This window comes from Shimia abyssi (assembly GCF_003014475.1).
GTDB classification, from domain to species: domain Bacteria; phylum Pseudomonadota; class Alphaproteobacteria; order Rhodobacterales; family Rhodobacteraceae; genus Shimia; species Shimia abyssi.
Genome location: NZ_PYGJ01000028.1, coordinates 1 through 25,446, shown reverse-complemented (window position 1 = coordinate 25,446; position 25,446 = coordinate 1). Strand labels below are relative to the sequence as shown.

Here is a 25,446-nt window from a genome sequence, read left to right as displayed (position 1 = left end):
TGTCGCTCGGTAGCGGTATCCAGATCATCTCTGGATCAGACCAAATCATCAGTGACCCGCGTTGCTTCAACGCCGTCATACAGCGGTCAGTTCTTTGTCCTGTACGTCGTGGCTGTGCAACTGTTCAGGCCGTTAAGCTAGCACTTTGGATTCAAACCGTGTCTCACTCACCCGGTTTGTGCAATAAAGCCCTTCCACGTCGCAGAATGCCAAATTGGTAAGCGTGATGTGCGGTCGTCGCGCCATCTGCAATATTCGAATTTTTGGCTGCCGTCGAAAACCAATTGTCCGTTTCGTCGTCGAAAGGAGCAAAACCACCGTCGACCAGATCGGCATTTGATCTGACCCAAGGTCGAGATACTAAAGAACAGCGCGAATACGGTCGTTTGCCACGCCTTGCAGCGCATCGGTCCACGCTTGGTTCGTCGTTGCGCCACTTTGTCGTGCAGTAGAGGCATTTGCCTGCCCCCCCTCAACAGTACGTTTTGGGTAACTATACAGCGCGAATTCTCCTGCGTCGAACACGCGTTAAAGCGCCAATATTAAGAGATTTTAAGCGGTGTTTCAATTGCACAAGTGTGTGTGAACGACACGAAACTGCCCGGATAAAATGCACTTGTAATGCCACTTTGAACGCCAATTGGGCGGCGGCGTGTTCCTCCGGTTAAATCCACTTGGCTGGACCTAAAAATGTCGATTTGTTCAGGTTCCTCATGCTCCGCCTCTTCCTCAAACGAAAGGGCAGACATGGCAGCCAGGTCGTGAACATCCGAATGATATGGTGCGCCATGTTCCACTCGCGCCACATGATCGCGCTGCCGGGTGTGGCATGTCCATTGGCCACGTCCCACATCCTGCGATCCGCATACGAGAACATTTTGCCCGCGAAGTCAGGCCGTGCAACAAGCTCTTTCAGTACTGCTTTCATCACCTCAGATTGCTTTCCTCCAACCTTGCCTCGAATGGCAACAGTATTTGTTTTGGTCGTATAGCGAACGTGCTGGATGGGAATTCCTTGAACCTTCTTTGTCAGGAGGTTGATTTGGCCGCAATCTGCGCCAAAGTCGCTGAATCCAAGCCGCTCCGCAGGAATGTAGCAATCCCGAACCGCAGCGTTGACGACAGTCCATTCGTGGCGAGGAACCAGCTGCGTTTTTCCAGCCACAGCCGGGTTGGTCGCCGGGAAGTTCGACCCTTGGAATACAATGCACCCCTAATTCGCAATCTTGGGAAGTTCATTGAACGTCCCACCGACAACTTCGGTAGCGATCTTTGGGTCCAGTTCGAGCCCTGCGAAACCGACGAAGATTTTGCAATCGGAAGCGGAAAGACCAAGTGCCTGCAACCTGTCTCGCAGAACGTCGGCTTCCAAGTCTTGGGCACGCAGATGGGTTGCAGTACGGGGGCGAGAGGCGAGCAATAAACCGTTCAAACGGCAATTGACCAGATGGGACGCCGGAATAACGGTGATGAGGTTTGGGTTTCTCGCCCGTGCGACTTGAAACAGGCGATTGAGTCCTTCGCCGCTTGGCTACCGCATCACGTATTGGGCGTTCATGTAGAGGGGAAAGCACGGCCAGCGTTTGCCGATATACATATACGATCTCGTCGTGGGTCAATACACGTCCGAGTTCCGTGTCTTTTTAGGTCAATGGTGGCAGGATAAAAAATGGGCGCACATGCTTTTGCATAGCTGGGCGAATATAGGAGAGAGGGCGGGTGAATGATCGCACTGGAAGATGGCATCCCTGAGAGCGGCCCCGGCTGTTGCCTCGATTTCCAATGCAGCTTCGGCAGCCCGCCTGGTGCGCGGCCCGGTCAGTGCCCTCAGGTGATCGAACCCTTCGATCTCAAACCGAGAATAGTTCTCATAAATGGATGCCATGATTTCCGGGCGCACATCGGTCTCCGCGTTGAAGCAGAGCTCGTTGATCGTCGTCAGTCGACCTGCAAGCTCTGGGGCTTCGCAGGGGACATTAGTGCGCAGGAGAAAACAGAAAAAAGCAGGTATGAGACGGTTCAAGACGAGGGCAGGGACACGCCTGCACCTGAAGAAACCTGTCTTGCGGCGTTCGAGGTGGGGTTGGGACTTTTGGCCAAATGCGCCTCCTTGGGTTGGTAGGTTCCGGGCAAAGGATCAGGAGTTCTGTGCAAAGCTTTGTGAAACTGATCAGCCCCACCTAAGTGGTCCAGTTTGAATGTTAGTGCATGAGTAGCCTGGGTTCCATCGGAACGATGGTTTCCGGGGCCGGTGGGCGGTAGCCCAGTGCACTATGTGGTCGTTTGGTGTTGTAGTGTTTTCTCCATTGTTCAATCAAGATTTGCGCTTCCCTTAGGCTGTAGAAGATCTCCCCGTTCAACAACTCGTCTCTGAAGCGTGCATTGAAGCTTTCGCAATATCCATTCTCCCAAGGAGATCCTGGCTCAATGTAGGCAGTCTTTGCTCCGACAGCTGCGACCCAATCTCGGACGGCCTGAGCAATGAACTCCGGGCCGTTGTCTGACCTGATGTAGGCTGGCACGCCGCGCAGGATGAACAGGTCTGTCAATGCGTCGATAACCTCGGTTGAGTTCAGCTTCCGTTTCACCCGGATCGCCAAGCATTCCCGGCTGTGCTCGTCCAAGATATTGAGCGCTCTGAACGCCTTTCCATCATCGGTCCGATGATGCACGAAGTCATACGACCAAACATGATCACGATACTCGGGCCGCAGCCGAACACAGGAGCCATCGTTCAGCCAGAGCCGTCCTTTCTTCGGCTGTTTCATTGGCACTTTGAGCCCCTCACGTCGCCACAGGCGCTCGACACGCTTGTCGTTCACAATCCACCCAGCATCACGCAGCATGGCGGCAACCCGGCGATACCCGTATCGACCATATTGGCGCGTCAGTTCGATCATATCGGCAACCAGCCGGTCTTCGTCAGTACGTCCAACTGGCAACCGCCTCTGCGTGGATCGGTGCTGACCCAGAACACGGCAAACCCGCCGCTCAGACACCCGCATCTCGTTGCGAATGTGATCAATGCAAGCCCGGCGACGTGACGGGCTCAGTAGTTTCCCCGTGCAGCCTCAGACAGGATCAACTTGTCCAATGTCAGGTCCGACACAGCTCGACGCAGCCGATCATTCTCCTTCTGAAGACGCTTCAGTTCTTTCAGTTGGTCGGTTCCCATGCCGCCATACTGCTTACGCCAGCGATAAAATGTCTGCTCAGTTATCTGAACTTGCCTGATCGCATCAATCCGAGGCATCCCTTGGCCGCAAAGTACCTCAACCTGCCGTAACTTTGTGACAATCTCTTCCGGCTTGTGTCGTTTGATTCCCATCTTTGATCCTCCGTTTCCTAACTATAGGGGCGGACCACTTCAGTGGGGGAGGATCACCCAGAACGTGCACGCCTGAAATCCTACGACGAATGGCTTGAAATCCGCGAGAAGCTTGATCCAACTTTAGCGCCAGACAGCATCCATCGTCTTCCGTTCATCAACGCGAAACAAGCCTCAGCTTTGATCGAGGCAGGGATCACTTCGATCGATGCTGTTGATGATCCTTCTGTCTTGGGCAAATCGACCCGGCGTTATTTGAGTGCGCGGGCCCGAGGTGGCCGCGCCGTTGACAAGGATGCATTAGATCGCTTCTTAAGCGAGATTGTTTATCCGGTTTATTACTTCGACTACGAGACATCACAAAGCCTGCTTCCCCCTTGGGATGGCACACGTCCGTATCAGCAAGTACCGTTCCAGTATTCCCTGCATATTCAATATGAACTCGGCGGTGATATCGAACATCGAGAATATTTGCACCGCGATGATAGCAATCCGATGCCAGCGCTTCTCGAAAGACTTCGAGCGGATGTCGGCGACGTGGGATCGGTGTTGGTGTGGTACGAGCCCTTCGAGAAGAGCCGCAATACTGAGATGGCAGCATCTTTTCCGGAATATGCGGCCTTTCTAAGCGATTTGAACGAGCGTGTGATCGACCTCATGAAGCCGTTTTCGGACGAAACCATCACCGATCCGGCGTTCATGGGCAGTGCTTCGATCAAGAAGGTTCTACCAGTTCTGGTCCCGGAGCTTGCGTACGACGACCTTGATATTCAGGAAGGGGAAAGTGCATCCCGGCTTTGGAAGGAAGTTACGCTGACCAATACAGAGGCTTCGGAGCGTGACAAGGTTTATGCGGATTTAGTGGATTATTGCACTCGTGATATCTGGGCGATGGCGGCAATTCATAGGGCGTTGATGGGGATGTGAGCGGCGCTGCGTTTCAGGCTCTGGACCTATAAACAGGTCAAGACTTCATCGGCAGGTTTTACCAACACCAGACGTTCGCCGAAATCGAGCTAATGACTGCTGTGCGGGACAAAGCGGCCACCGCCAGTTCAGGCCGCTAGCGCACAAATCACCCTACAGCGGTTATGCCCAGCCGAGTTGCTTTAACGAGTGAACGTCATTCCAAATCTTGGTCATGTGCTTAATTTTGTCGCCGTCAAACTCCATCGCATAGACGTAATCTGCCGCAACCTTATTTCCGGTCGCTGGCACTGGCCCGTCTACCGAGTGGGTTCCGTGAAACACGGCAAATGCAGTTACGACGCCACGATCTGCATCAGTCGAGAATGACTTCAGCTCGTAATGACCATCTGGGACGGGTGTCAGCAGACCCTTCATCCACTCCGCATAACCCTCCAGTGTAGGTACGTCAGCTAACGCATCGGCCTGAGCAGAGAATGTAGCGCCTTCATGGCAATAGCCTTTGCACCCTTCCCAACCCTTACCAGTCTCGCAAGCCTCAAAAAATTCTCGTGCGGTCGTTTCGATTGACATAGTTTCTCCCCCCAAGGAAGTTGATTGCTTCATTCAGCTTTTCGACAGAGCAGTGTGGCGAGTGTACACGAAAGTCGGTCGTATGCCTAAAAACTACAGGCTACACATTGCTAACGTGCCGATGGGAACGGTTCCAATCTGGATATTGCAAAGACCGCTTTGGGCTCTGAGGCGACATCTGAGTCTTTTTGTCAGATGTCAGCACTGGTGCGCTGAGCGGTCGTTCGCGAACCTTCGCTGTCGGGTACAACGCCCGCACTGTTCGATTGATGCCGATGTCGACCACGTTTAGCTTCGAGGCTGAACACTTAGGGGACCGACATGTCAATAAAAGGTATCACAGAAGGACTGACACAAAAAGAATCCCCTCGCCAGTGGAGCAAATTGGTTCTGGTGTATCTCCTGATCCCACTGCTCTTGTTGATATGCGGCGGCGAGCTCGGTTGGTGGCAAGCGTGGCTCTACTCCCTTTTTATCGTCGTCTTCGGAATAGGGGGACGCGTGTGGGCGGAACTGCGACATCCCGGATTAACGACCGACCGGCAGAACATTGAGAACATCCAGAATGCAAAAGCTTGGGATAAAGTACTTGCCCCACTGATGGCGGTAAGCATCAGTTACCCCATGGTCATCGTGGCGGGGCTGGACCACCGATACGATTGGTCACCCGAATTTCCGCTATGGCTCGATGTAGTCGGCTTCATCTCGATTGCGCTCGGTTATGCCTTCGCTGCCTGGGCAGTGGCAGAGAACCGCTTTTTCTACAGTGTCGTGGTTGTCCGGACCGACCAAGGGCATGTCGTGTGTGACAGCGGCCCGTACCGCTACGTTCGTCATCCCGGTTATGCAGGAAACATTTTTGCACTGTTCGGTATCGTTCTCGCTCTGGGGTCGGTATGGACACTGCTTCCCGTGGTGGCGGCTTTGGCAATCGCTGTCTTGAGAACTGTACTCGAAGACCGGACATTGCAGGAAGAACTGCCAGGTTATCAGGACTACGCGGGTCGTGTGCCGAACCGGCTGATACCAGGAGTATTTTGATTGTGATGTAGGACGGCTTCGCAAGACATTTGAACTACTGAGCGGTAGAATTGCACTCGTTCTCCACCCGGCTATCATTGCTTTGAACTATCTGGAGCCAGCACCTTGTCCCAATCCGTTCAGTATCGAGTGACAGGCATGGACTGCGCTTCGTGTGCCGCGAAAATCGAAAAGGCCGTACGCTCGGCTGGCGTCAACAGTCCAAGGATATCAACTGCATCGCAAATCTTGACACTGGATGTCGTGCCTAGTGATGAGCGCCTTGCCGCTGTGGAGCTCGCTGTCTCGGATGTCGGCTACCATCTCGATCGACTGCGGCCAGAGTCATCAGAGTCTTCAGAGAAATCGGACGAGGTTAAGCCTCATTTGACCGCCAGATATCGGAGGGCGCTTTGGATCGTCATATTTCTAAACGTGGGTTACGGGGCAATCGAAATGATCGGTGGATTTCTTGCGGGTTCCCAGGCTTTAAAGGCGGACGCTCTCGACTTCGTCGGCGATGGCCTGATCACACTCCTCGGTGTGCTGGCAATCGGGTGGAGCCTTCTCTGGCGTGCGCGCTCTGCGCTCATCCAGGGTTTGTTTCTCGGCGCACTCGGGTTCGGCGTCCTCGGTAACACCATTTGGCGTGTATTCGCGCAACAGCCCGTCGTAGCCGAACTCATGGGCATGCTCGCCCTGGTTGCCCTCGCGGTAAACGTCGGAGCCGCGCTTGTTCTAATCCCGCACCGTGCCGGTGACGCGAATGTGCGGGCTGTTTGGCTGTTCTCGCGGAATGATGCAATCGGCAACGCGGCTGTCGTGGTTGCGGCGGTTCTGGTTGCGCTGACCGGCACATCGTGGCCCGACCTGATAGTCGCCTTCGCGATCGCGGCACTCTTCCTCCAGTCTTCTTGGGTCATTGTTCGCGATGCGCGCCGCGACATCTCCGAAGTTCGGAGTTGAATCTTATCAAGACACAACATCGAATGTCAGCTCCGAGCTCAAAAGCCGTTATCTGAAAGATTTTGTCAGATGACCGCGTTGCCAGGTCGAGCGGACTATCGCGATGGATGATTTTGTGCAGCATGTGATCATGATTTCTGGGTGGCAGTCGGTGCGAGCAAGAATGACCAATTGATAATCAATCATATTGTCTCGCAGCTGTAACTACCTGAAGTTCATAGGCTTTGGGCGAACGCTTTGCGGATTCCAGGGGGATTGCTCAGGTTGCGCATCGCCATAGGACAGATCTATTTGACTTAAGGACGGGTAGCGGTGACGGAGATCAGCCAATCCCTAATGGTATTGATTTCGTCGATGTCGTTCAGTTCTTGGGTCAATTTCTCAAGTTCTTCATTCGCATCCGGCTAAGTATGCCCGCATCGACGCCGTCGCGACTATGCAGTCGGTTCCGCTTTGCCGGATCCAGACCTTCGCCGCACGATGCTCGAATGGCGACAGAGCGGGACAAAGCACCAATTCGCGGCACAGGTTCGAACGACGGCTTTTCGTTAAGGTATCAGTGATGCGGGTCTATGCCAGTAGCCATTTGCAGGTGATGTGCCTGATGATGTGCACCGATTGTCATGATCCCAAAGAACCCGAGGCCGAGGACGCGGGCAAGCTCCTGATCGGTATCGGCTTCGATAACCATGATCGCTCCGTTCGCGGACGGTTCGGCGGTCACTGCCCAACCGGTTGCCATTTCCAGCATGGGTAAATGCGCCAGTACCATGCGTTTAATGACATCAGCTACATCGCCTGCGCCGGTAACGTTGAATTCGACGGTCCGGCCTTCACTTTGCGTCCGCACGTTTGCCTCTGTCGTGACCAATTCCATATCCACAAGGTGATCGCGCAATGCCTGAATGTTGACCTTGGCCCAATCCGTGTCGGGGTCGCTTGACAGTATTTGGACGATTTCAGTAATTGCGGCGAATGCGGATTGGCCCGTTTCCTTGGGTCCTCCGGAGCCATGATGGGCATGCTGCGCGGCGGCAGGGAGGGCCGAAAGCACGATCATGGCGCAAAGGGTTGATCTGATCATAAAATGTCCATTCTTGCAGTTGCGATTGGTGGTTTGCTACACCCCAGATGCGAAACAGAATATGATTGAAATCACATGCTGCCATCTCCGTTCGATGCATTGGACCTAAACAATCTGTCACATCTGCGTTGCGCCAAAGGCGACCATGTATTCCGGCAGGGTGATCCGACAATCGGTGTTTACTTCGTCAAGTCGGGCAACGTCTGCCTTACCCGTGTGACGGAATCTGGAAATGCCGTCACGATCCACAACGCGCATGCCGGCGACATGTTTGCCGAGGCATCAATCTATTCGGGCCGCTACCACTGCGATGCCGTTTGTTCTGCACCGTCCAAAGTTGTTCGGGTTTCGAAACAAGCCGTTCTGGAGCGTCTACGCGAGGATGCAGAGTTTTCCGAAGGGATCACAAAAAGATTAGCAATGCAGGTACAGGACTACCGCCAACTATTGGCGTTGCATGCCGTGAAATCTGCGAATGAACGGGTTTTGCTAGCGGTGGCGTTGGGCAAACTGACCGGTTCAATCACCCAATTCGCTAGCCAGATCGGCCTGACCAAGGAAGTCTGCTATCGCGCTCTGAGCGACTTAAACACTCAAGGTATTCTGACAAAAACCGGACGTGGCAAATACTCGCTTTTGCGCCGAAATGCTGATGATCAGATTTAGCGAAGGGCAAATCCCGTCTGGTCAGGCGCGGAATTCCAGCGTTTGACTACCCGAGAATACCTGGCCAGCTTTTCAATCCAGCGGCAATATTGCCCGGTATATCTTGTCGCCAAAGATCTTGCGCTCGGAGGCTCGCATTGAGGTATAATTTACCTTCGTAGATCGTCCATGCCTCAGGAATGGTTGGCGCGAGATAACCGCGTGACGCTGCAAATGCGCAATATCCACCAAACACCGGAGCATAGGTTTCTGGATCAGATGCAAACATGGAGGCATTGCGCTCGCTTGAAAAATTCCATTCGGCACCATTCCATTCAACTTTGTGATCTGCTGATCCTGCTAACGGGCGGCTTTGTTCAAAATATCCAATCGGATCAACTGCATTTATCGCAACTGGGTTTTGAAAAACTTCGGGTTTTTGGGCAATGGCCGTGCCTGGAAAGAAGGTAAGCGTCGCGGGTGCTGCGGCCAAGAGGCCGAGGGCAGTCCGGCGTGTCAGCATGGGAAGATCTCCTCGCGTTGATAACGAAAATAAACAAAAATAGGGCGGTGTGGAGTCACGCTAGACGGAATGTAATTTCGTCGTGAACCCGGCAAGCAAGATCACTCATGCGGTGGATTGCGACCTGCTTGGATTTCCTGAACACGTTCCGACCAATTTGACCGGATGTAAGCCAGAATATCCCAAATCTCGTCGTCGGTGAGCACTTCAACAAACCCCGGCATGCCGCTTGCAAAGCCCGTGACGCCACGCGCCGCCAGTGCTTCTTCACCGCCAAGTCGGGTGTATTCGAAGAGAAGCTGGTTGTCGTGATGCCACGTGTGTCCGGTTTCATCATGCGGTGGCGCAGGCAAGACGCCGTTTTCGTCGGGCGTGCGCCAGTCAGGTTGCCCTTCGAGATTGGCCCCATGACATGACGCGCAGTGTTCGGCGTACAGGGACTGACCATTGGTAAAATCGCGGTCATCCAGTTCGTGACCGGCGATTGCACCGGTCGCGACACTCCACGCAGCGAGGGTCAGAACGCGTTTCATACAACCTCCACCCAAGTCTTCATCCCCGCCGCCTGATGGCCCAGCATGTGACAGTGCAGCAGCCATCTGCCGGGGTTGTCGAACACGCAAACGATGTCGCGGCTTTTGCCCGCGTCCACAAGTGTGGTGTCCCGGAAAGCACCCTGGCTGCCGTCGAGCCCGAGCTCAAAGAAATGGTGCCCGTGCAGGTGGATGCCATGTGGGAAACGGGTGTCGTTGACCAGGCGGATGCGCGCGGTTTGCCCGCGTTCAAAGCGGTGAAGCGGGGTATCTGTTAGACCGGATTGGCCATTAAACGCCCAAATATTCCAATCCATCATGCCTTGCATCATACGGCGGCTCATGGCTCCGCCTTCCATGGTGAGGGTTAGGGAAATGGCGTTGTCCATGTCAGGCGACGCAACCTCGTTTTGTGTCAGCGTGGAAATCTCCGATGGTTGCCGCGTGATGTTTGACCCTTCAACCGGGATTTCGCCCAACAGGTACAGGCCGTCTCGCGTCGGGAAGGCAAAGCTCGCTGAGGTGGCTGAGGTAACATCAGCTATGATATCCGCGCGTTGGGCCGGGGCGAGGATAAGGCCAGACAATTCCTGTAGACTTTCAAGCGGCATACCGTCCAAGGCAACGACTTTGCCTTCAACGCCTTCAAGCTCTACCGGGAATATCCGATCTGTCGCAACGTTGATCAGCCGCAGGCGCACACGGTCACCGCGACGGACTTGCCTGACCGGCTCAACATGCGCGCGGGCAAAGTTGCCAAGCCGCCCTTGATGCGCCTGATCGTGCATGTTCTCGAAGCCGTCTGCGAGCGTGCCATTTTCGGTCATGCGCCAATCATCAATCATGACGATAAGATCGTGATCCACATCGGGTGGCGTCGGTTCCTCAATGATCAGCGGACCATAAAGGCCCTTGGCAACTTGTTCCCATGATCGGTTGTGCGAGTGATACCAGAATGTTCCCGCATCTGGCGCACGAAAGCGGTATTCGAATTCACCACCCGCGTTGACAACATCTTGGGTCATCCCTGGCACGCCATCCATCGCGTTGTCGATACGCAGGCCGTGCCAATGCACCGCCGAGCCTTCGCCAATCTGATTCAGGAAACGGATGTCAAAGACCTCGCCCTGACGGGCGCGAAGCACTGGGCCGGGTGTGCTGCCGTTGAAGCCGAGCATCGGGGTCGCCGGTTCGCCTTCGGGTAGGATTTGGGCATTGACCAGCTGTGCAACCAACTCAACCGGTGCTGATGCAAGCGCGATGCGCGGGAACAAAGTTGCCGCGCTTGTTGTGATCAGGAAGTCTCGCCTGTTCATGGAATACCTCAATTCGGTAGGGTCAGAACGCTGGTGAGCGTTGCGGTGGCCGCAAGCACCAACAGTATTACCGCAGTTTCAATTTCGATGGAGCGCGCCAGATGGTGTGCGGCTTTGTCGTCCCCCGCTTGCATGGCGGGAACGAAGCGGAGTTTGTTTGCGGCTGCCAGCGACAGGATTGCGCCGACAAGCACCAGCTTGATCAGAAGGGTTTGCCCGTAGCCAGTTGCCACCAGCGCCCGCAGGTCGCCCAGCAGTAGCCAAGCCATCAGCAGCCCCGCCAGGATCAATCCGGGAACAATCACCGAAGCAGCTTGCCCAAAGCGATGCCCCAAGGTTGCTGCGCTGGCGATGTGCTCTGGCCGTCGCGACAAGGCGCGAAGCGGGCCAAGAACGCCGATCCAGAACGCAATGCCCAGAAGGTGCAGAAGCAAGAGCACACGGACACCGGTTGTCTCCAACTCGGGGACATGCCCGATTTGAGCAAATGTCCACAGGGTGATCAGTCCCCCGGCAAGCACGATCCATTGGCCAGAAAGGGGTATGAAAACTCCAATGATGATCAGCACTGCACCAGCCATCCGATAAACCAGAACATCGCCAACCGGTGTCTGCCACAATAGACCCAGTATTTCAGGATCGGTCATACCATCGGCCCCACCCGTCAGGGCGGCACCACGCAGCATGAATCCAAGGACAGACGCAGCAAGCGCCAACCCTGCCAAAAGAACAGCCTGGACTCGCATCCTATCGCTGATAGGCGACACTAGATCGGCAAAGACGGCTCGAATGATCACAAGCCCGACTGATCCCGCAAGGCCGACATAGAGTATCAGCTTCGCATAGATCGCGGCTATTCCCCAGATGTCTGGCATGCTCAGTCCACCGTGAACGTGAACTCGCCCTGCATGGCGTGTCCGTCCACACCCAAGCCCCGCCATTCAATGCCATAGATGCCTTCACCCATGCCTTGAAGCGGCAGCGTGAATACCCGGTCAAAGCTGGTTTCGTCTCCAAGATCAAGCCTGACCGAGGGATGATCCTGATGGGTCATGTCCACCCGCGTCAGACGGATATCGGCAGCGAAATTGAAGCTAATTTCAGCGGGTACGTCAGCAATCACCGCGCCGTTCTCAGGCGTCGTGGTGTCCACGCGGGAATGCGCAAACGCACTGGTGGCAAGCGTCGAGATCAATGCAAGTGTAGCAAGTCTTTTCATTACGTGTTCCTCAGTTAATTCCGTTGGCGCGCTGAATTTCGCGAATATAGGCGATGATCATCGCGACATCGCCACGGGTCAGACCCTCAACCGGCGGCATGTCGCCAAACCGCCAGTGATGACTTCTGACGCCCACCGCAACCGCGCGCTGAAAGGATTCGTCAGCATGGTGGCTGGGTTCATAGATAACATGGATCAGCGGCGGCCCTGCGCCCTCAACGCCAACAGCATTGGTGCCGTGACATGCAACGCAAGCGTTTTCGAATATGCGCTGCCCGATTGCGGCATTTCCTTCGATTGGAGGCATCTGGATTGCGACCATTGCGCTGCCTTCAGGCGGTGCTGAATTCGCAACATCATTGGCGGGTGCGGGGCGTAGAAAGATATAAGCAGCAGCGGCTGCCACGGCGCATGTGCCGACCAGGAGAAATTTTGTGTTCATGTGGTGATCCTGAACATGTGAAACAGGGGGTTTGCCGCAAACGCATCGCGGCACATTGGAACGCGTTCACAACCGTGAACGGCGTCGGAAATCTGTTTCAGAGGTTAGGTGGTCTATCCGGGTTGTCCGGTTCTTCTAGCGCCGCGAGGCTTGAAACCTGCCAAGCCAAAGCGGTCTCAGACTGGTCAAAAATTGCTTCGGAAGACACCGATGTGAGTGCGAGAGCATTGCACAGGAACGGATTGCAATCATCATGCACCATGTCGTGCGATCCGTGATGACCGTTATGTGTTGCTTCCCCTGATACGTGATCAGCGTGATGATCCGCCACAACCGTGGTCGTGTGGTCAACGCAGTGCCCGTTAGCACAATCGCTCGACAACACGTGCGCTGCACCGCCCAGTCCCGTCATTAGGACCAGAAGTGCAATGAGCACCATTGATGTTATGTTTCGAGAGCATTTCACACAGCGAAGCTATCTCAAGTCCAGTCCTACTGCAACGTGAGCCGACATTCGTGCATTGCGCAGCATTTGGTAAAATGGGCTCTCTCCAGCCGTTCTCTGCACTTCGTACAAATGGCAGGTCTCGAGGTTCCTTGCCATTCGCTGCGTATCAAACGCGCAGGTTCTGGCCCTTGAATAACCGGGGCCGCTGTCGCCTAGCGGTTTGACGCGACGAGGCCCTGTATTGGTGAAAGCACATATTGCCATGTTGCAGAGATGTTGCAGAAAACCAAAAGCCGCCCCTAGGGGCGGCTTGTTACTCTCTTGTTATCTAAGGATGTCGCCCAGTTCTTGGGTTAATGAGCGGGCTTGGTTTGCCGCAGTCAGGTTCTGCTCAGTACCTGTCATGATCAAACACTGGCCGGGTCTAGTCCGTGACAGTTCGCTCAAATGCTTTGCATCACGAGCAGTGTGCGCTGGACTGTCCAGAATCCGGCTACCGCAATGCAAGGCGCGGCAATCCCCCAGCGCGCCACTTGCCAACTGCGGTCGCCCAGTCGTGACATCAAGCGAAACAGCGGCCAGCAGGCTAGGACAATCAAGACTTGGCCAATCTCGACACCGATATTGAACGACAAAAGGCTTTGCCAGATGTTGGGGGAATCAACTTGCAAAATTTTGTGCAGCACAAATGAAAACCCCAAGCCGTGCAGAATGCCTATTCCGGTTGTGACGGCAAACATAGTCGTTTCCGGTGGTTGGGACTCCCTTGCAGGTTTCACCGCAACCAGGGCCGCGAAAATGATCGATAGGGCGATACCCAACTCGATCGTCGGAATAAACCAAGCACCGGACGGAACAAGGCCGAAGAAGCCGAGAGTCAGTGTCAAACTGTGGCCAATCGTGAAACCCGTGGCACGCGAAATAAGGCTTTTGAAACCCGCGGCCCCCAATGCCAGGCAGATGACAAACAAGACGTGGTCAAGGCCCTCCAGAATGTGGAGCACGCCTTCCTTGACGAAAGTCACGGCGGCTGACCATGGCGAGCGCGAGATCGAAATCGGATTGTCCAGCAGCCCGCGTGCCCGAAAGACCTCGACGCTCCCGGGGTAGTAATCAAGAATTAGGTTTGCCGTATTCTCCTGCCCGGGTAGACTAGGATTGAGCGAACTGGACACCGTATAGGATGTCGTGGCCCCTTGGTCGGTGAACAGAAGGACCGTATCGACAACCGTGTCGCCCACGTAGGTTACCGGAAAGTCCGGCGGGTAAAGCGCGCCCTTAAACGAAGCGCGGGCTTCATCCAAAGTCGAAAATGGCGGTTGGCGGGATCCGGGGTACACCCTTACGGTTTCAACCCGCGCCTGCAAATCAACACCGCTGCTTACAAACTGATGACCGTCCGCCACCAAATCGCCGAGCCTGCCAGGATCAGAATGCAACGCCTCTACATCAAGGTAATAGACGACATTCCCATCCTCTCGGATGTTGTTCGTATAGGGCGCGGGTTCCGGTAACCCTTCGGGCTGATCAGGGCCGACCAGATTGGCGACAAGATAGGGCATTGGAAGGCGCAGGTAGACGCGCAAGCCATTGCTTAGATGTTCGACATGAATGATCCGCGTATTCAGGTTCAACAGAAAATGCGCGGCCGTCTGGCCTGCTGCCAGCAACAGGACGCACAGCATCGCGACAGAGACAATAGTGGACAGTTTGAGGGGGCGACAGCCAAAACCAGCGAACTTTATTGGCATCTCTTCAAGTCTCCGGCTGGGCAGTTGTTACAGTCATACCAGTCAGCTTCCACGAACCGTCAATCGGGGCGACATCCATCAACGCGCTAAAGCGAATATTCTTCTGGTGTGGATGTCCCCAGTGATTTCCGGAGGCCGTTGCGCTCCAGTTCACCGTTGCCATGAACCCGTTTCCGCCAGATGCCGCCGCGGTATTTGTGACAACAAGATCCCGGATTCCATCGATAGTTCCAACGCCCCCGCCTTGCATCTCCACAAGCAGCGCGCGCGTGAGTTCTTGTTTCACGTCTTGAAAGGACTCTTCCGAGATGCTGACATTCAAAGCATCATCCAGCCGTTGGGGTATCTTTGCCTGCAACCCTTTGTGAAAGTTCTCGATCAAGTGACCGGTTATACGCGTGGCTGCAGGGTCATCCGGCACTCCTGCGACAGGGTTAAGAACCGTGATCCAGCCAAATTGCGTTGAGACGCCCGTGACCACAACCAGAATGCCCACAACGCCAATCCTCTGGGCGACGGGAACGCTCCGTCTCCGGCTTAGAATAGCTGCTGCACCAATGGTGAATGTGATCAGAACGATCGTGAGGAGAGGCACGTCAACTGTGCGTTCTTTTCCAAAGGCGACAGGCGCAATGACGGCGGGCTCGTAGGTTTTGAAGTGGTTGATCCAAGTTAACACGGTATCTTGTGGAGTGAGTTCAGTCAGGAACGGACCGGCTGCGTCCGTGGCACTGCCCGGAACATTGGTGACACGGTTGGGGAACGCGGTCCATTCCACGGTTGCTTCCTGCGCGTAGCCGTTTGCGGGGTGGCTATAGATCAGACCGACAAAGTCCGCATCTGTCAGGATTTCGACATCGTCACCAAGGAAATTCAGGCCTCTTTGTCCGATGCGCATAAAACTGAGGCGATCAAAGAATGGAACGACTTTTTCACCTTCAACCGTCATTGGCGAGCGTTCATTCAATACCGACGGCAGACGTGTTTCGATCTCTTTGCGTTCGGCCGCTGTCAGGGTCCGACCGGCAATCGGCGCACCAATTATTTCGGCAGCATCGCGCACCCTGACCAGCGCTTCGTGACGGATTTCGTAGGGTGTCGCGTACAAAAATGTCTGGATAGGAAAGCGATAATGACGCTTCAGTGTCGAGTTTTCAAAGCTGGTATACCAGGGATCGCTCCAGTCGATGTTCAGCGTTTCTTGATCCGACAAATAGCGAAAATCAATCACCGGGACGTCACGGTCATACACGATCATACCGATTGAGGCACGCAAACGTCCGTTTTCATCCATCGGTGGTGTTATCGTTATTTGTTCGGGCCGGGCGTCCCCGAACGAATAAAAAAGCTCTGCGTAAAGCACACGCTTGTCATTCGGTGGGGCAGGAACAACTTGTCCAGATACCGGGTCGCGCTGGCCCGCAAGCGGAGAGGCACGATCAATCCTTGTCCGCGGCTCGACAAGGTTCGCGATCACGTTCAGCGGAACGCCATCAGTGCCCCGGATACTGAGACCATTTTGTGCAAAGTCCTTTATCCTCTCTGCCAATGCGGGAAGGGTCGATGTTTCGTCCTTGTACCATCTCTCAGGAACCAACGCCTCAAACACCGGAATGTCGCGTACAAAGACTTCAAGATTGACCTGCACGCCATCATCAGACACCCGGATCTCCGCAATATTCGAGGTAACTGCTGCACCGTTGAGAGGCACGAAATCAGCCAAGAGGATCTGAGGTGACATCACGAGCGTGACGGCCATAAACCATCCAGGCAGCCACATTCGCATTCTTCTAAACGTCATATTCGACAAACTCTCATACTTCTTGCCAAAGGTACTTTTCCAAAGAACGGACTGCATCAATAATTGAACCGCAATCCCACACCCAACCCATAGTCATAGGGTCGGTCAGCACCAATCCCGATCAAAACATCCCCGTACAAAGCAATTTTCTTGCTGAGATTTCGTCCCACCTGAATTTCGGCAGTGGCAGGCCAAAGATTGTTTTCCCAGTCATAGGGGATCTTTGCATCAAGCTTGAGCCAGTTCGCATCTCCAAATGGTTTGATAGCAATCAGACGGGCCGATGACTGGGAAATATCCGTTGATCCGTTGTAAGATACAAAATGCTGAAACAGCGGGATCAATGTCAGGCGCGTCGCTGAATTGGTAAAAGCGGCACCAAAAAGTGGCGCAATTTGATCGGCACCTGCGCTCGTACCTTTGGACGCCTCTCCGAGATCGAGGATCAATTCAACTCCGACGGTCGTTTTGTACATCCATTCGCCGCCCAGCTTGCCCTCTGTAGGAAAATAAAGAGGTTTCAGATTCAGTTTTTCGAACCCGCTCTGGTCTGTCCCGGTGATATCCGTGGAATTGTAGTGCAACTCGTATTTGAACTTGAGCTTGGGTGTGATCATATACGCGCCGTCGATCCACACATCCACCTTATCGTGGGTATCAGACGTTGTCGGCTGCACCCGCAAATCGGTGCTGTTGACGGCCGCCAAAGGGTTGGAGGCGTTTTCGGCACCTGCGGCTCCGCCCAGCATGAGCATCGCACATGTAAACGGAACGGCAGACATTTTTTGACCAAGCATCGTAGCGGTTCTTTTTTGTTGATTTTTCAAGACGGATTATTCGGAATTCGTACTGTCCGTCCGAGCGGACCTGCTGGCGCTCTGGTGCTCAAAGTCCCAGAGCACCAGAAGGCCCGGACAATCCTTCGCTGATCGTCCGGAATTTCTGCTATTACAGGAAAGGTTTTGTGAGCTGCCTTAGTCCCCAGGATAGACAAACTCTCGGCCGAGCGCTTCGCTTGCCTCATTGTAGACACCGCGCAGCACCTCATCGACACCGTCCCATTTCTTGCTGATGATGAACTCAGAGTAGTTCAGCGCATCGACTGGGACGCCGCTGTTCTCACTGAACGTCTCGCGGTCGGCATCGCCGCCAGGAGGTTCAGCCTTGCCCGCCAGAGCCGGCGACCAAGTGTCCTCATCCACGACGGCCATGCGCACGCGGATGTCCTCTTCCGTGATGTTCCAGACCATGAAATCCTCAGCCAGGCTCAATGGCCCGTCATAGGTGGTTCGGATCCGGTCGTTTATCGCAGGGGTCGTGTCAAAGTCCTTGAAGAAATGATAGGCGACAGCCATGCGCGGCTGGATCTCGCTCATGATCTTACCAAAGGCCTCCGGCGCCGTGTGGACTTGAGTGCCGACCAGCAAGGCTTGTTCTGGCGTGAACCCCATCTTCGAGACCATGGTCGGGACGGCGACGAATGCCTCGTGGATCGCCAGATCGGCGTCCTTGGCGTATTCATTGAACCAGGTGTTCGGAAATGTGTCGCCTCCGAATACGAACTTCAAATCGTTCCATTCCAAGCTGAAGCTGACCGGACCGTCCAGAGAATGGATCGCAGGCCACGACCGGATGGTCACGCCATTGTCCTCGTAGACCACTGCGTTTTCACCCTTGTAGTCGAACTCGTTGACCTCCAGACCATATCCCCGAAAATCCACAATGCCGACGCGACCAGCAAGATCCCAGCGGTAGACAAGCTTGAGCGCGTTCATCGCGGCGGCGGTGCCTAGGTCTTCCGTCGGCCCGCTCGGCCCCCAGACGCGCAGCGGCTTCTGCCGACCCATTAGACCACCACCGATCCAAAGTTCCGCCAAGGCGCCAAAGTGGTCAGCATGCAAGTGCGAGATGAATACTTTGTCGATGAAATCATAAGGGATTTGCAGCGACGAGATCCGTTCTGCCGAACCCGCTCCGGCGTCGAAGATGAACTTGTCGCCGTTGCCGAGTTCAACGAGGAAACAGGCGGCGGCCTGTGAGGCGCGGGTGGTTGGCATGCCAGTACCGCAGGCGATCACCCGCATTTCATCTTCGCGTAAATCCTCGGTATTTGGATAATAGACGTCTCGGGGGCGATCACGCACCATGGTCGGTGAAACTGTCATCCCTTCCTGTGCCACCGCCGTGTCAGGCTCTCCAAGCGTCACTGCAAGCGCCGCTGAGATCAACAGGCTATGCCATAAAGTACCTTTTGTTTTACTAGGTGTCATAACAATCTCTTTCGTTGATGATCCGCATTGCGCTGGACGATTTTTGCGTTCGCCTCTAAACGATACCCGGTGACAACATCGTCGTCACCGGTTTTCTTAATCGTCGTTTCACTCGTCCGGATACGCGAATTCCCGACCCAAAGCTTCACTTGCTTGTTCGTAGATCGGCTCCAGAACATCTCTCATATCTAGCTTCCCAGCTACGATTTCGGGCGAATATCCGACCCGCTGTTCCGCATTCACTGGCTCTGCCTCGTAAGCCAAAGGTGGATTACCCGTATGATGATCGATGATCGTCATGCGTACGCGGATTTCATCCTTGGTCACATTCCAGACCATGTAATCCTCTGCCAGGCTGAGCGGCCCATCATAGGTCGTACGGATAGCCTCGAGCGCTGGTCCGGTCGTATCATGGTCCTTCCAGAAATGATAAGCGACTGCATGGCGTGGTTTGACCATGCTCATGACCTTCCCAAAGGCCTCGGGAGCTGTGTGGATCTGTGTTCCGACCTGCAAAGCGGCCTCTGGCGTTGACCTGTACAACCTCATCATGTCCGGAACGGTGATGAAGCTTTCGTGAATCGCCAGATCGGCACCCTTGGCATTTTCGATATACCACTTGTTGGGAAAGGTATCGCTGCCGAAGACAATCTTCAGCCCGTTCCATTCCAGCGAATAGCTGACCGAACCGTCAATCGCGTGAATGGCCGGAAAGGACCGAATGACAACGCCGTTTTCCTCGAACACGACCTGCTCCAGCCTGTAGTCAAACTCGGTCACTTCGGTGGTGAAGCCGCGTACGTCGGTCTGACCCAGGCGACCGGCGAGGTCCCAGGCAAACATTTTTTCCATCGCGTCAATGGCTGCCGCTGTTCCAAGCTCCGGTGTCGACCCGCTGGGCCCCCAAATCCGCAGTGGTGTGAACCGTCCGGCGATACCGCCAGCCACAAACAGTGAGCCTATGTCGCCAAAGTGATCACCGTGCAAATGCCCGATGAACACCTTGTCCAAAAACGCGGTCGGGATCTGCAATGCAAACAGCCGCTCTACGCTGCCATCACCAATATCAAAGATAAACTTGTCGCCGTTGCCCAGTTCCATAAGAAAACAGGCTGCGGCCTGCGCCGGTCGTGGGGTTGGCATTCCCGTGCCGCAGGCGATGATGCGTATTTCGTCCGGATCAAGCGTCTCGCTGTTTGGGGAATAGAAGGCGCGGTCGCGGGCTTCTGTCGGCGAAATCATAGGCTCCTGTTCCTGAGCAGATACCGGTACGCCAATCGCACCCAGTGAAAGGGCTGCAATTAATCCAAAACGGATCGGAAATCTTTTCCAGGGTGCGGATTGTGCAGAGTGCACAGGGTTGGATTTCCGAGATCTCATAAAGTGTTCCTTTTCATCGTTTTTATCGCGCTTCACCAGAGTCGCGTGACGCTTGATCTCAAGGTACGTGATCCCCCTTCCAAAGGCTCGTTACTTACGGTAAGCTGAGCTCAACTACTGGGGCGTTTGCATATGAATTCATTGAAGCGGTGCAGTAATCCGCCAAAAGTTGTGCACCTCACAATCACTTCTCGTTCGGAGAACAGTTCGCTTGAATTCACTTCGAGAAATTCCTGACAGAAACAGTGCAGATCGCCCATCCGCAACAGAGGTAATGGAACAAGTCGACCGGATTGTGGGTTCGCCACAGTTCTCGAACTCGCCCAAGCTATCGGACTTCTTGAAGTTTGTTGTAACCGAGCACCTGCAGGGGCGAAAAGATCGTATCAAGGCTGTAACAATTGCTCATTCCGTCTACCAACGAGGCGAGGATTTTGAGCCATTGTCTGACCCGATTGTCCGGGTTGAAGCTGGTCGTTTGCGCACCCGCCTGAGTGAATTTTACTCTGATATTGGTGCAACCGATCCAATAGTGATTGAAATTCCCAAGGGCGCGTATGTGCCGCTCATCACGCGCCGGTCTGAGCATGATCCCGAACCCGAGGCCCACGCGCCTCCGGAGACGATCGGGCCGCAGAAATTTCATAAACTGCGTTCCTGGCAGATTGCTGCAATCGGATCTGCAGCGGCAATTGTCGGATTTTTGATTGCAGCGCTCCTGTTTGATTTTCGCGCGCAGGAACGGGAGATGCATCCCCGTTTTACGGAGAGCACCGAAGCTTATGCACTATTTTGGGAAGCGCGGACAGTGGGTCGGCCTCCTACGATAGAAGCCCGTGTGCTCGCCGCAATGGAACTTGCCCGCGCGGCGCAGGCTCTGGACCCGAGTTTTGGCGGAGGCTATGCAGCGGAGTCGTTTCAGCTTTGGCAATACGTCCAGTTTGGTCACAGCAAAGCCCCTGACGCCGATGCGCGACGCGCCGTGGAGTTGGCTCAACAAGCCATCGAAATCGACCCGGAATTTGGCTGGGGTTATCAAAGTCTTTCGCGGGCGATGCACCTATTGGGGGACTTGGAAGGGGCTGTTATCGCCGCCCAACAAGCCGTCGAACTCAGCCCGAACAGTGCCGAACAGTTGGGCAACCTTGGATTGACGCTTGCGGTCACGGGCCGATCTGCAGACGCGATGGCACCCCTCAAAGAAGCAATACAGCTTGCAAAAGGAAACGTGCGGCGACCCTATCTTAATTATCTGGCCATTGCCCAGTTTCACAATCGAGAGTTTGCGGAATCGGCGGCAACAATTGAACGCAACCGAGACATTGGGGGGCCAATGGGCCCGCACATGTACGCCTATTTGGCGGCAGCACACGAAATGGCCGGGAACGAAGGCCACGCACGTGCTTTCGCGGAAATGGTACGTAAGAACAAATCTGGCTTTTCGACAGGTCACTTTCTTGAAGGCCTGATCAAAATTCCGGATGACAGAGAGTTGCTGTTTTCAGCCCTCGAAAAGTCGGGGCTCGCTCCGGAGGACCTGTGAAGCACCAGTTACCATTTATGGACTTTCATGGGTTGGAACGAAGACCGATTGCTGCAAAGATTCGATTTGCTGTGTCGGAAGATCAAACTTCCTATCATGGGCGGTACCTTTGAAGCTTTGCCGAGATGTGTTGTCGGGGAGGAAGCATACAATAGCGCGCACTTTGTGAGCCGAACACTGCGCTGCTTGGGGTTTGATACGCGGATCATCCCGGCGATCTATGTCAGGCCATTAATAAAAGGTCAAAAGAACGACTTTAACGATGCGAAAGCTATCGCGGGGGCAGCCCTTCGCCTGAACTTGAAGATCGTTACAGAGAAGAGCCAGGATAAATTGGGTTGCATCGGTTGCGATCAAGGCTGTTGCCCCGTTGTTCGGCAACGATTAATCATATCCGGGCGTTTTTGATCGAACAGGGCATCACGGTGCGGACGGACAGTAACCCAGAGATAGCATTTTCGGTCTGAGCGAAGGAACCAATATCAATACGAACGCTTTGGGCTACGAGCCTTCGTTCTGGGCCCTGTAACCGTCATGCGCCATATGGCAAAGTTAGGTTCACCCATCGGGCTGCAAACTGAGATTGGGCAAATAAGTCAGACAGCACCCTGCGTAAAGCATCTCAGAAAAGAATCGAGACTCGACTTTCCCCGTCAACTGGCGATGCTGCGAAAGACAACATTAATTTGGAGATCAGACAATGCCAATCCCCAGACTTTCAACGCTAGTGTTCGGCCTAGTAGCCGCTCCATTTTGCGTGGCAGAAGGCGCATATGCCAAAGGTGCCGGTGGCCTCCCTGCAGCTCTGATGTGTTCGGTGTCGGAACAGACTTTCGTGGTCTATCTTTCAAGGATAGAGCCTGATGGATCGGCGCAGTACTCAGGCCTGAACGGTGGTGTAGCTAAAGTCAATTCAGACGGGGTCGTTGAGCCTGCGGAGACTATGAAACAGGGAGATTGTGCTGGCCGTACAATCCAAGAGTTACGTGAGGCAGGACAAGTGCTGGATTTCGCCAATTAGCAAGCTGCTCGGTCGCTGTACGAAGACACTTATAGGCCAATGCCCGGAATGGTCGCCGCGCTGTGAACGAACGGCCGCTTTTCTCTCTGCATCGCGACTAACGGCTTTGTCGTTAGTCGCGATGCACCTGCGAGCATTTTAGCTAGACCACTTCCGGTATGGGCTCCCCACCGTCGTTCCCTGCGGTTCGCTCGAATGCCGGGATTGGGGATTTCTGCCATTCGCCGCGTGTCAAAAAGTGCGAATACCAGTCTTTGAGAAATTTGGGGTGCCTGAAGATCACGAAGATCGGTGCGACGAGGCCCCGTATTGGCGAAAGCACACTTTGCGATGTTGCAGAGATGTTGCAGAAAGCCAAAAGCCGCCCCTAGGGGCGGCTTGTTACTCTCTTGTTATCTAAGAGAGATTTTGGCTCCGGCGGTAGGGATCGAACCTACGACCAATTGATTAACAGTCAAGCAGTCAATCCTATTCTTTCTCTTTCGTAACCGCTATATACCTTGCTAAATGTAAGTAAAACAGTGCGTTGGTGTATTCGCAACCTTTCCCGACGTTTCGCGACTTTGACACAGTTTAGGTAGAAAGCAGGTAGAAAATCATGAGTCCTCGTGTTGTTCCGCTTCAGCAACCCGTCTCGGGTCTTGGCCGCAATGAGGTTCAGAAAGAGATTGAGAGGGTCTCGCGTGAGATGGCAACCGTTGCTGTCGAGGCCCCCGCAAACGTGACAGACGTAATTGCAGCCCACAGTGCTAGGATACAGGAGTTGTCTCAAGCGTTGGCCAAGGTGCCTGCCGAGGAAACGGCAAAGAGCATCCGAGGCAAAACGGTTGCGGGCACACCGGCGCAGATCGATAAGTTGGTAGAACCGGGCAAGTATTACATCACCAAGTCTAGACAGGTTCCCAATCCTCCTGCCGGTTTCTTCGTCATGGTGTCAAAGACCGGCAGCAAGTCTTTCTACATCAGGCTTCAGATCAAGGATCGCGAAACAGGGCTGACGCGCCGTAAGACAGACATGGCTTTGGGCCGCTATCCTGCGACGACGCTTACAGCCTCGGCGCAGGCAGCCTGTGACGCGGCTGTCGGCGCTGCTCGGGGTGAGGATCCCGGTGTTGCACGTCGAGAACGTAAGGCCGCTGTCGCGGGCACACCGACGTTGCGAGAGGCGCTGGACCAGTATGTCACTTGGACGGAACGTGAAGGCAAGCGCACCGGCAAGGCTCAGCGCAGCGCGATCTTGCATCTTGTGGATGACAGGCTGCACGCGACAAAGATCGGGATGATCTCCCGAGACGACATCGTGCCTGCCCTGAAGAAGATGGACAGGGATGGTTCACCATCTTCTGCGCGAAACACCGCAAGTTACCTCTCGTCGTTCCTGCGGTTCGTAGAAGACAAGACCGAGTGGAAAGTCGGCTCATGGCTCGGAGGCTACAGACGGCCTGCACCTGTTGCCGCCAGAGAACGTACGCCATCAATTTCGCAGGTCCGCTCCATAGTATCCAAGTCACGTGAGGCTGCAGCACCATGGGGCAACCTCATCGAGTTCTTGGCGCTCTCGGGCGTGAGAGTAGGCGAAGCTGCCGGAACGAGATGGGACGAACTTGATCAGAATGTGTGGATCATCCCATCATTCCGGATGAAGTCCGGGCGCGCCCATGTCGTACCGCTTACAGCTGCCATGAGCGATGTCCTCGAGCGGCAGCGACAAGTGCTGGAAGAAAAGGGCAGGGAAGGGTCAGATTTTGTTTTCACCACGAATGGGAAGCAAGCTGTCGCAGGCATTGGAACCAAGTACTATAGACCCATTTCGGGGGAGTTCACGCCACATGATCTCAGGCGAGGTCTGCGCACAGCCTTGGCCGAGGCAGGATACGACCGTGATCTTGGGGAACTGATACTTGCTCACGCGCGAGCCGGCGTTCACGGGGTCTATGACCGGAGTGAGCGGCTTGATCATCGGCGCGAAGCACTCGAGTGGTGGGCCGTACAAGTTTCCTAGAAGTAGAGCCGCCATTCTTCCCGAATTCTCTCCGACCCAAATCGGTCGGCCCGGTCGATTTTGAGAACTATATTCGACTTGGCTTTCGGGCCTTCAATTGGAAAGAGATTAAGGCGATCCTTGAAAGGCGAACACGGCCGTTTCTATGATCCCTTCAAGCAGCATGACGCACCAAGCTCTGATAGGCTTGAGTTAAGCAATGAGCATTTGTTGGATCCGTCACATCGACGATGTTGATACCGTCCGGATGGCAAATGACTACACAACGTTCGCTGTAGGTCGCCCGTAGTGCTTCTGGGGTGAAATCGGCTCCGGTGAAAACGACGAACACTGCTGGTTCGTTTAGGTTCAACAGCTCGCCCACAAAAGCTTCAGAAACCTTTCGGTCATCCAAAGAGGGATAATCCGCCAAATCGGTCGCCAGTGTAGATCCGCTCTCGCGGAAGATTGCCCACCCTTTGAGACGGCCAAATACTGGCTCGATTTCGGACACCATTTGATATGAAGACAGCTTGTGATACTTGTTCAGTGCCTCCACAGCATCCAAGTATGGATCGCTCGACAATTTCGAAAAAACGTGTCGTGAAAACCCTTTTGAGATGATTTCAAAGGCTGACTTCATAGTAACCTCTTCGCGCCAGATTTTCGTTGGTT

At 54.5% G+C, this 25,446-nt stretch carries 25 protein-coding genes and 1 pseudogene; 9 read left to right on the top strand and 17 right to left on the bottom strand.

What is annotated here, in order from left to right; genetic code table 11:
- Positions 1-664: 664 nt before the first annotated feature.
- Positions 665-1,207 (bottom strand): beta family protein, encoded by a 543-nt coding sequence (locus tag CLV88_RS22155; RefSeq protein ID WP_106610593.1) that lies wholly within the window; start codon positions 1,205-1,207, stop codon positions 665-667.
- Positions 1,208-1,723: 516 nt separating this feature from the next.
- Here CLV88_RS22155 and CLV88_RS22145 point away from each other — a divergent pair.
- Positions 1,724-2,122 carry a hypothetical protein gene (locus CLV88_RS22145; RefSeq protein ID WP_106610591.1) on the top strand — a complete coding sequence of 133 codons (399 nt, stop codon included), beginning with the start codon at positions 1,724-1,726 and terminating at the stop codon, positions 2,120-2,122.
- A gap of 79 nt (positions 2,123-2,201) precedes the next feature.
- Here CLV88_RS22145 and CLV88_RS22140 read toward each other — a convergent pair.
- Positions 2,202-3,328, bottom strand: a protein-coding gene (locus CLV88_RS22140) for an IS3 family transposase (RefSeq protein ID WP_106610590.1) whose coding sequence is annotated in 2 segments (ribosomal slippage) — positions 2,202-3,064 and positions 3,064-3,328 — 1,128 coding nt in all. Because the reading frame shifts where the segments join, the coding sequence is not laid out codon by codon here.
- A 42-nt stretch (positions 3,329-3,370) separates the two neighbouring features.
- On the opposite strand from CLV88_RS22140, the gene CLV88_RS22135 reads away from it, so the two are divergent.
- Positions 3,371-4,255, top strand: coding sequence for a DUF2779 domain-containing protein (locus CLV88_RS22135; RefSeq protein ID WP_106610589.1), 885 nt, complete (start codon positions 3,371-3,373; stop codon positions 4,253-4,255).
- A 162-nt stretch (positions 4,256-4,417) separates the two neighbouring features.
- Here the strand turns inward: CLV88_RS22135 and CLV88_RS22130 are convergent, their stop codons facing one another.
- Positions 4,418-4,828: an ester cyclase gene (locus CLV88_RS22130; protein ID WP_106610588.1), complete on the bottom strand. Its 411-nt coding sequence runs from the start codon at positions 4,826-4,828 to the stop codon at positions 4,418-4,420.
- Positions 4,829-5,149: 321 nt separating this feature from the next.
- Here CLV88_RS22130 and CLV88_RS22125 point away from each other — a divergent pair, with 321 nt between their 5' ends.
- Positions 5,150-5,869 (top strand): methyltransferase family protein, encoded by a 720-nt coding sequence (locus tag CLV88_RS22125; RefSeq protein ID WP_106610587.1) that lies wholly within the window; start codon positions 5,150-5,152, stop codon positions 5,867-5,869.
- 129 nt (positions 5,870-5,998) lie between these two features.
- The gene (locus CLV88_RS22120) at positions 5,999-6,814 is read left to right on the top strand and encodes a cation efflux transmembrane domain-containing protein (RefSeq protein ID WP_341477208.1); all 816 of its coding nucleotides are present in this window, start codon (positions 5,999-6,001) and stop codon (positions 6,812-6,814) included.
- A 556-nt stretch (positions 6,815-7,370) separates the two neighbouring features.
- Here CLV88_RS22120 and CLV88_RS22115 read toward each other — a convergent pair.
- Positions 7,371-7,898 (bottom strand): hypothetical protein, encoded by a 528-nt coding sequence (locus CLV88_RS22115; protein ID WP_106610585.1) that lies wholly within the window; start codon positions 7,896-7,898, stop codon positions 7,371-7,373.
- A 75-nt stretch (positions 7,899-7,973) separates the two neighbouring features.
- On the opposite strand from CLV88_RS22115, the gene CLV88_RS22110 reads away from it, so the two are divergent.
- Positions 7,974-8,564: a Crp/Fnr family transcriptional regulator gene (locus CLV88_RS22110; RefSeq protein ID WP_106610584.1), complete on the top strand. Its 591-nt coding sequence runs from the start codon at positions 7,974-7,976 to the stop codon at positions 8,562-8,564.
- Between the two features lie 46 nt (positions 8,565-8,610).
- On the opposite strand, the gene CLV88_RS22105 is transcribed toward CLV88_RS22110, so the two are convergent.
- From CLV88_RS22105 to gntH (CLV88_RS22050), 12 genes are all read right to left on the bottom strand, one after another.
- Positions 8,611-9,066 (bottom strand): YHS domain-containing (seleno)protein, encoded by a 456-nt coding sequence (locus tag CLV88_RS22105; protein WP_106610583.1) that lies wholly within the window; start codon positions 9,064-9,066, stop codon positions 8,611-8,613.
- A 101-nt stretch (positions 9,067-9,167) separates the two neighbouring features.
- Positions 9,168-9,599, bottom strand: a complete 432-nt coding sequence (locus CLV88_RS22100) for a c-type cytochrome (RefSeq protein ID WP_106610582.1) — start codon at positions 9,597-9,599, stop codon at positions 9,168-9,170.
- Complete coding sequence (locus CLV88_RS22095) at positions 9,596-10,915, bottom strand: multicopper oxidase family protein (RefSeq protein WP_106610581.1); 1,320 nt, start codon at positions 10,913-10,915, stop codon at positions 9,596-9,598. Before CLV88_RS22095 ends, CLV88_RS22100 begins: the two co-directional genes overlap by 4 nt.
- Before the next feature lie 8 nt (positions 10,916-10,923).
- Positions 10,924-11,790, bottom strand: coding sequence for a copper resistance D family protein (locus tag CLV88_RS22090; RefSeq protein WP_106610580.1), 867 nt, complete (start codon positions 11,788-11,790; stop codon positions 10,924-10,926).
- 2 nt (positions 11,791-11,792) lie between these two features.
- Positions 11,793-12,134, bottom strand: a complete 342-nt coding sequence (locus tag CLV88_RS22085; protein WP_106610579.1) for a copper resistance CopC family protein — start codon at positions 12,132-12,134, stop codon at positions 11,793-11,795.
- Between the two features lie 10 nt (positions 12,135-12,144).
- Positions 12,145-12,576, bottom strand: a complete 432-nt coding sequence (locus CLV88_RS22080) for a c-type cytochrome (RefSeq protein ID WP_106610578.1) — start codon at positions 12,574-12,576, stop codon at positions 12,145-12,147.
- A 97-nt stretch (positions 12,577-12,673) separates the two neighbouring features.
- Complete coding sequence (locus tag CLV88_RS22075; RefSeq protein ID WP_106610577.1) at positions 12,674-13,015, bottom strand: hypothetical protein; 342 nt, start codon at positions 13,013-13,015, stop codon at positions 12,674-12,676.
- Positions 13,016-13,467: 452 nt separating this feature from the next.
- Positions 13,468-14,775, bottom strand: coding sequence for a HupE/UreJ family protein (locus tag CLV88_RS22070; protein WP_106610576.1), 1,308 nt, complete (start codon positions 14,773-14,775; stop codon positions 13,468-13,470).
- Between the two features lie 4 nt (positions 14,776-14,779).
- Positions 14,780-16,534 (bottom strand): hypothetical protein, encoded by a 1,755-nt coding sequence (locus CLV88_RS22065; protein ID WP_133170032.1) that lies wholly within the window; start codon positions 16,532-16,534, stop codon positions 14,780-14,782.
- 98 nt (positions 16,535-16,632) lie between these two features.
- On the bottom strand, positions 16,633-17,373 hold the full coding sequence (locus tag CLV88_RS22060; protein WP_106610574.1) for a hypothetical protein: 741 nt from the start codon (positions 17,371-17,373) through the stop codon (positions 16,633-16,635).
- Between the two features lie 177 nt (positions 17,374-17,550).
- Entirely contained in the window at positions 17,551-18,846 is a 1,296-nt protein-coding gene (gene gntH, locus CLV88_RS22055) for a guanitoxin biosynthesis MBL fold metallo-hydrolase GntH (RefSeq protein ID WP_106610573.1), read from the bottom strand.
- 108 nt (positions 18,847-18,954) lie between these two features.
- Positions 18,955-20,226 carry a guanitoxin biosynthesis MBL fold metallo-hydrolase GntH gene (gene gntH, locus CLV88_RS22050; protein WP_133170031.1) on the bottom strand — a complete coding sequence of 424 codons (1,272 nt, stop codon included), beginning with the start codon at positions 20,224-20,226 and terminating at the stop codon, positions 18,955-18,957.
- A 274-nt stretch (positions 20,227-20,500) separates the two neighbouring features.
- Here gntH (CLV88_RS22050) and CLV88_RS22045 point away from each other — a divergent pair, with 274 nt between their 5' ends.
- The 4 genes and pseudogenes from CLV88_RS22045 to CLV88_RS22030 all read left to right on the top strand — a co-directional run bounded on the left by CLV88_RS22045 (position 20,501) and on the right by CLV88_RS22030 (position 24,792).
- Positions 20,501-21,769 (top strand): tetratricopeptide repeat protein, encoded by a 1,269-nt coding sequence (locus CLV88_RS22045; protein WP_106610571.1) that lies wholly within the window; start codon positions 20,501-20,503, stop codon positions 21,767-21,769.
- Between the two features lie 66 nt (positions 21,770-21,835).
- A pseudogene (locus CLV88_RS22040) lies at positions 21,836-22,200 on the top strand (IS110 family transposase); the annotation flags it as partial.
- A 269-nt stretch (positions 22,201-22,469) separates the two neighbouring features.
- A complete protein-coding gene (locus CLV88_RS22035; protein ID WP_106610570.1) occupies positions 22,470-22,790 on the top strand; it encodes a hypothetical protein in 321 nt (106 codons plus the stop codon).
- 598 nt (positions 22,791-23,388) lie between these two features.
- Complete coding sequence (locus tag CLV88_RS22030; protein WP_106610569.1) at positions 23,389-24,792, top strand: tyrosine-type recombinase/integrase; 1,404 nt, start codon at positions 23,389-23,391, stop codon at positions 24,790-24,792.
- A gap of 154 nt (positions 24,793-24,946) precedes the next feature.
- On the opposite strand, the gene CLV88_RS22025 is transcribed toward CLV88_RS22030, so the two are convergent.
- Positions 24,947-25,446: hypothetical protein (locus CLV88_RS22025; protein ID WP_207797127.1), on the bottom strand; the 500-nt coding region annotated here is incomplete at its 5' end.

Coding starts and splice junctions, on each gene's coding strand:
- CLV88_RS22145 (WP_106610591.1), top strand. CDS start 1,724: ATGATCGCACTGGAAGATGGCATCCCTGAGAGCGGCCCCGGCTGTTGC.
- CLV88_RS22130 (WP_106610588.1), bottom strand. CDS start 4,828: ATGTCAATCGAAACGACCGCACGAGAATTTTTTGAGGCTTGCGAGACT.
- CLV88_RS22125 (WP_106610587.1), top strand. CDS start 5,150: ATGTCAATAAAAGGTATCACAGAAGGACTGACACAAAAAGAATCCCCT.
- CLV88_RS22115 (WP_106610585.1), bottom strand. CDS start 7,898: ATGATCAGATCAACCCTTTGCGCCATGATCGTGCTTTCGGCCCTCCCT.
- CLV88_RS22110 (WP_106610584.1), top strand. CDS start 7,974: ATGCTGCCATCTCCGTTCGATGCATTGGACCTAAACAATCTGTCACAT.
- CLV88_RS22105 (WP_106610583.1), bottom strand. CDS start 9,066: ATGCTGACACGCCGGACTGCCCTCGGCCTCTTGGCCGCAGCACCCGCG.
- CLV88_RS22100 (WP_106610582.1), bottom strand. CDS start 9,599: ATGAAACGCGTTCTGACCCTCGCTGCGTGGAGTGTCGCGACCGGTGCA.
- CLV88_RS22095 (WP_106610581.1), bottom strand. CDS start 10,915: ATGAACAGGCGAGACTTCCTGATCACAACAAGCGCGGCAACTTTGTTC.
- CLV88_RS22090 (WP_106610580.1), bottom strand. CDS start 11,790: ATGCCAGACATCTGGGGAATAGCCGCGATCTATGCGAAGCTGATACTC.
- CLV88_RS22085 (WP_106610579.1), bottom strand. CDS start 12,134: ATGAAAAGACTTGCTACACTTGCATTGATCTCGACGCTTGCCACCAGT.
- CLV88_RS22080 (WP_106610578.1), bottom strand. CDS start 12,576: ATGAACACAAAATTTCTCCTGGTCGGCACATGCGCCGTGGCAGCCGCT.
- CLV88_RS22075 (WP_106610577.1), bottom strand. CDS start 13,015: ATGGTGCTCATTGCACTTCTGGTCCTAATGACGGGACTGGGCGGTGCA.
- CLV88_RS22070 (WP_106610576.1), bottom strand. CDS start 14,775: ATGCCAATAAAGTTCGCTGGTTTTGGCTGTCGCCCCCTCAAACTGTCC.
- CLV88_RS22065 (WP_133170032.1), bottom strand. CDS start 16,534: ATGGCCGTCACGCTCGTGATGTCACCTCAGATCCTCTTGGCTGATTTC.
- CLV88_RS22060 (WP_106610574.1), bottom strand. CDS start 17,373: ATGCTTGGTCAAAAAATGTCTGCCGTTCCGTTTACATGTGCGATGCTC.
- gntH (WP_106610573.1), bottom strand. CDS start 18,846: ATGACACCTAGTAAAACAAAAGGTACTTTATGGCATAGCCTGTTGATC.
- gntH (WP_133170031.1), bottom strand. CDS start 20,226: ATGAGATCTCGGAAATCCAACCCTGTGCACTCTGCACAATCCGCACCC.
- CLV88_RS22045 (WP_106610571.1), top strand. CDS start 20,501: ATGGAACAAGTCGACCGGATTGTGGGTTCGCCACAGTTCTCGAACTCG.
- CLV88_RS22035 (WP_106610570.1), top strand. CDS start 22,470: ATGCCAATCCCCAGACTTTCAACGCTAGTGTTCGGCCTAGTAGCCGCT.
- CLV88_RS22030 (WP_106610569.1), top strand. CDS start 23,389: ATGAGTCCTCGTGTTGTTCCGCTTCAGCAACCCGTCTCGGGTCTTGGC.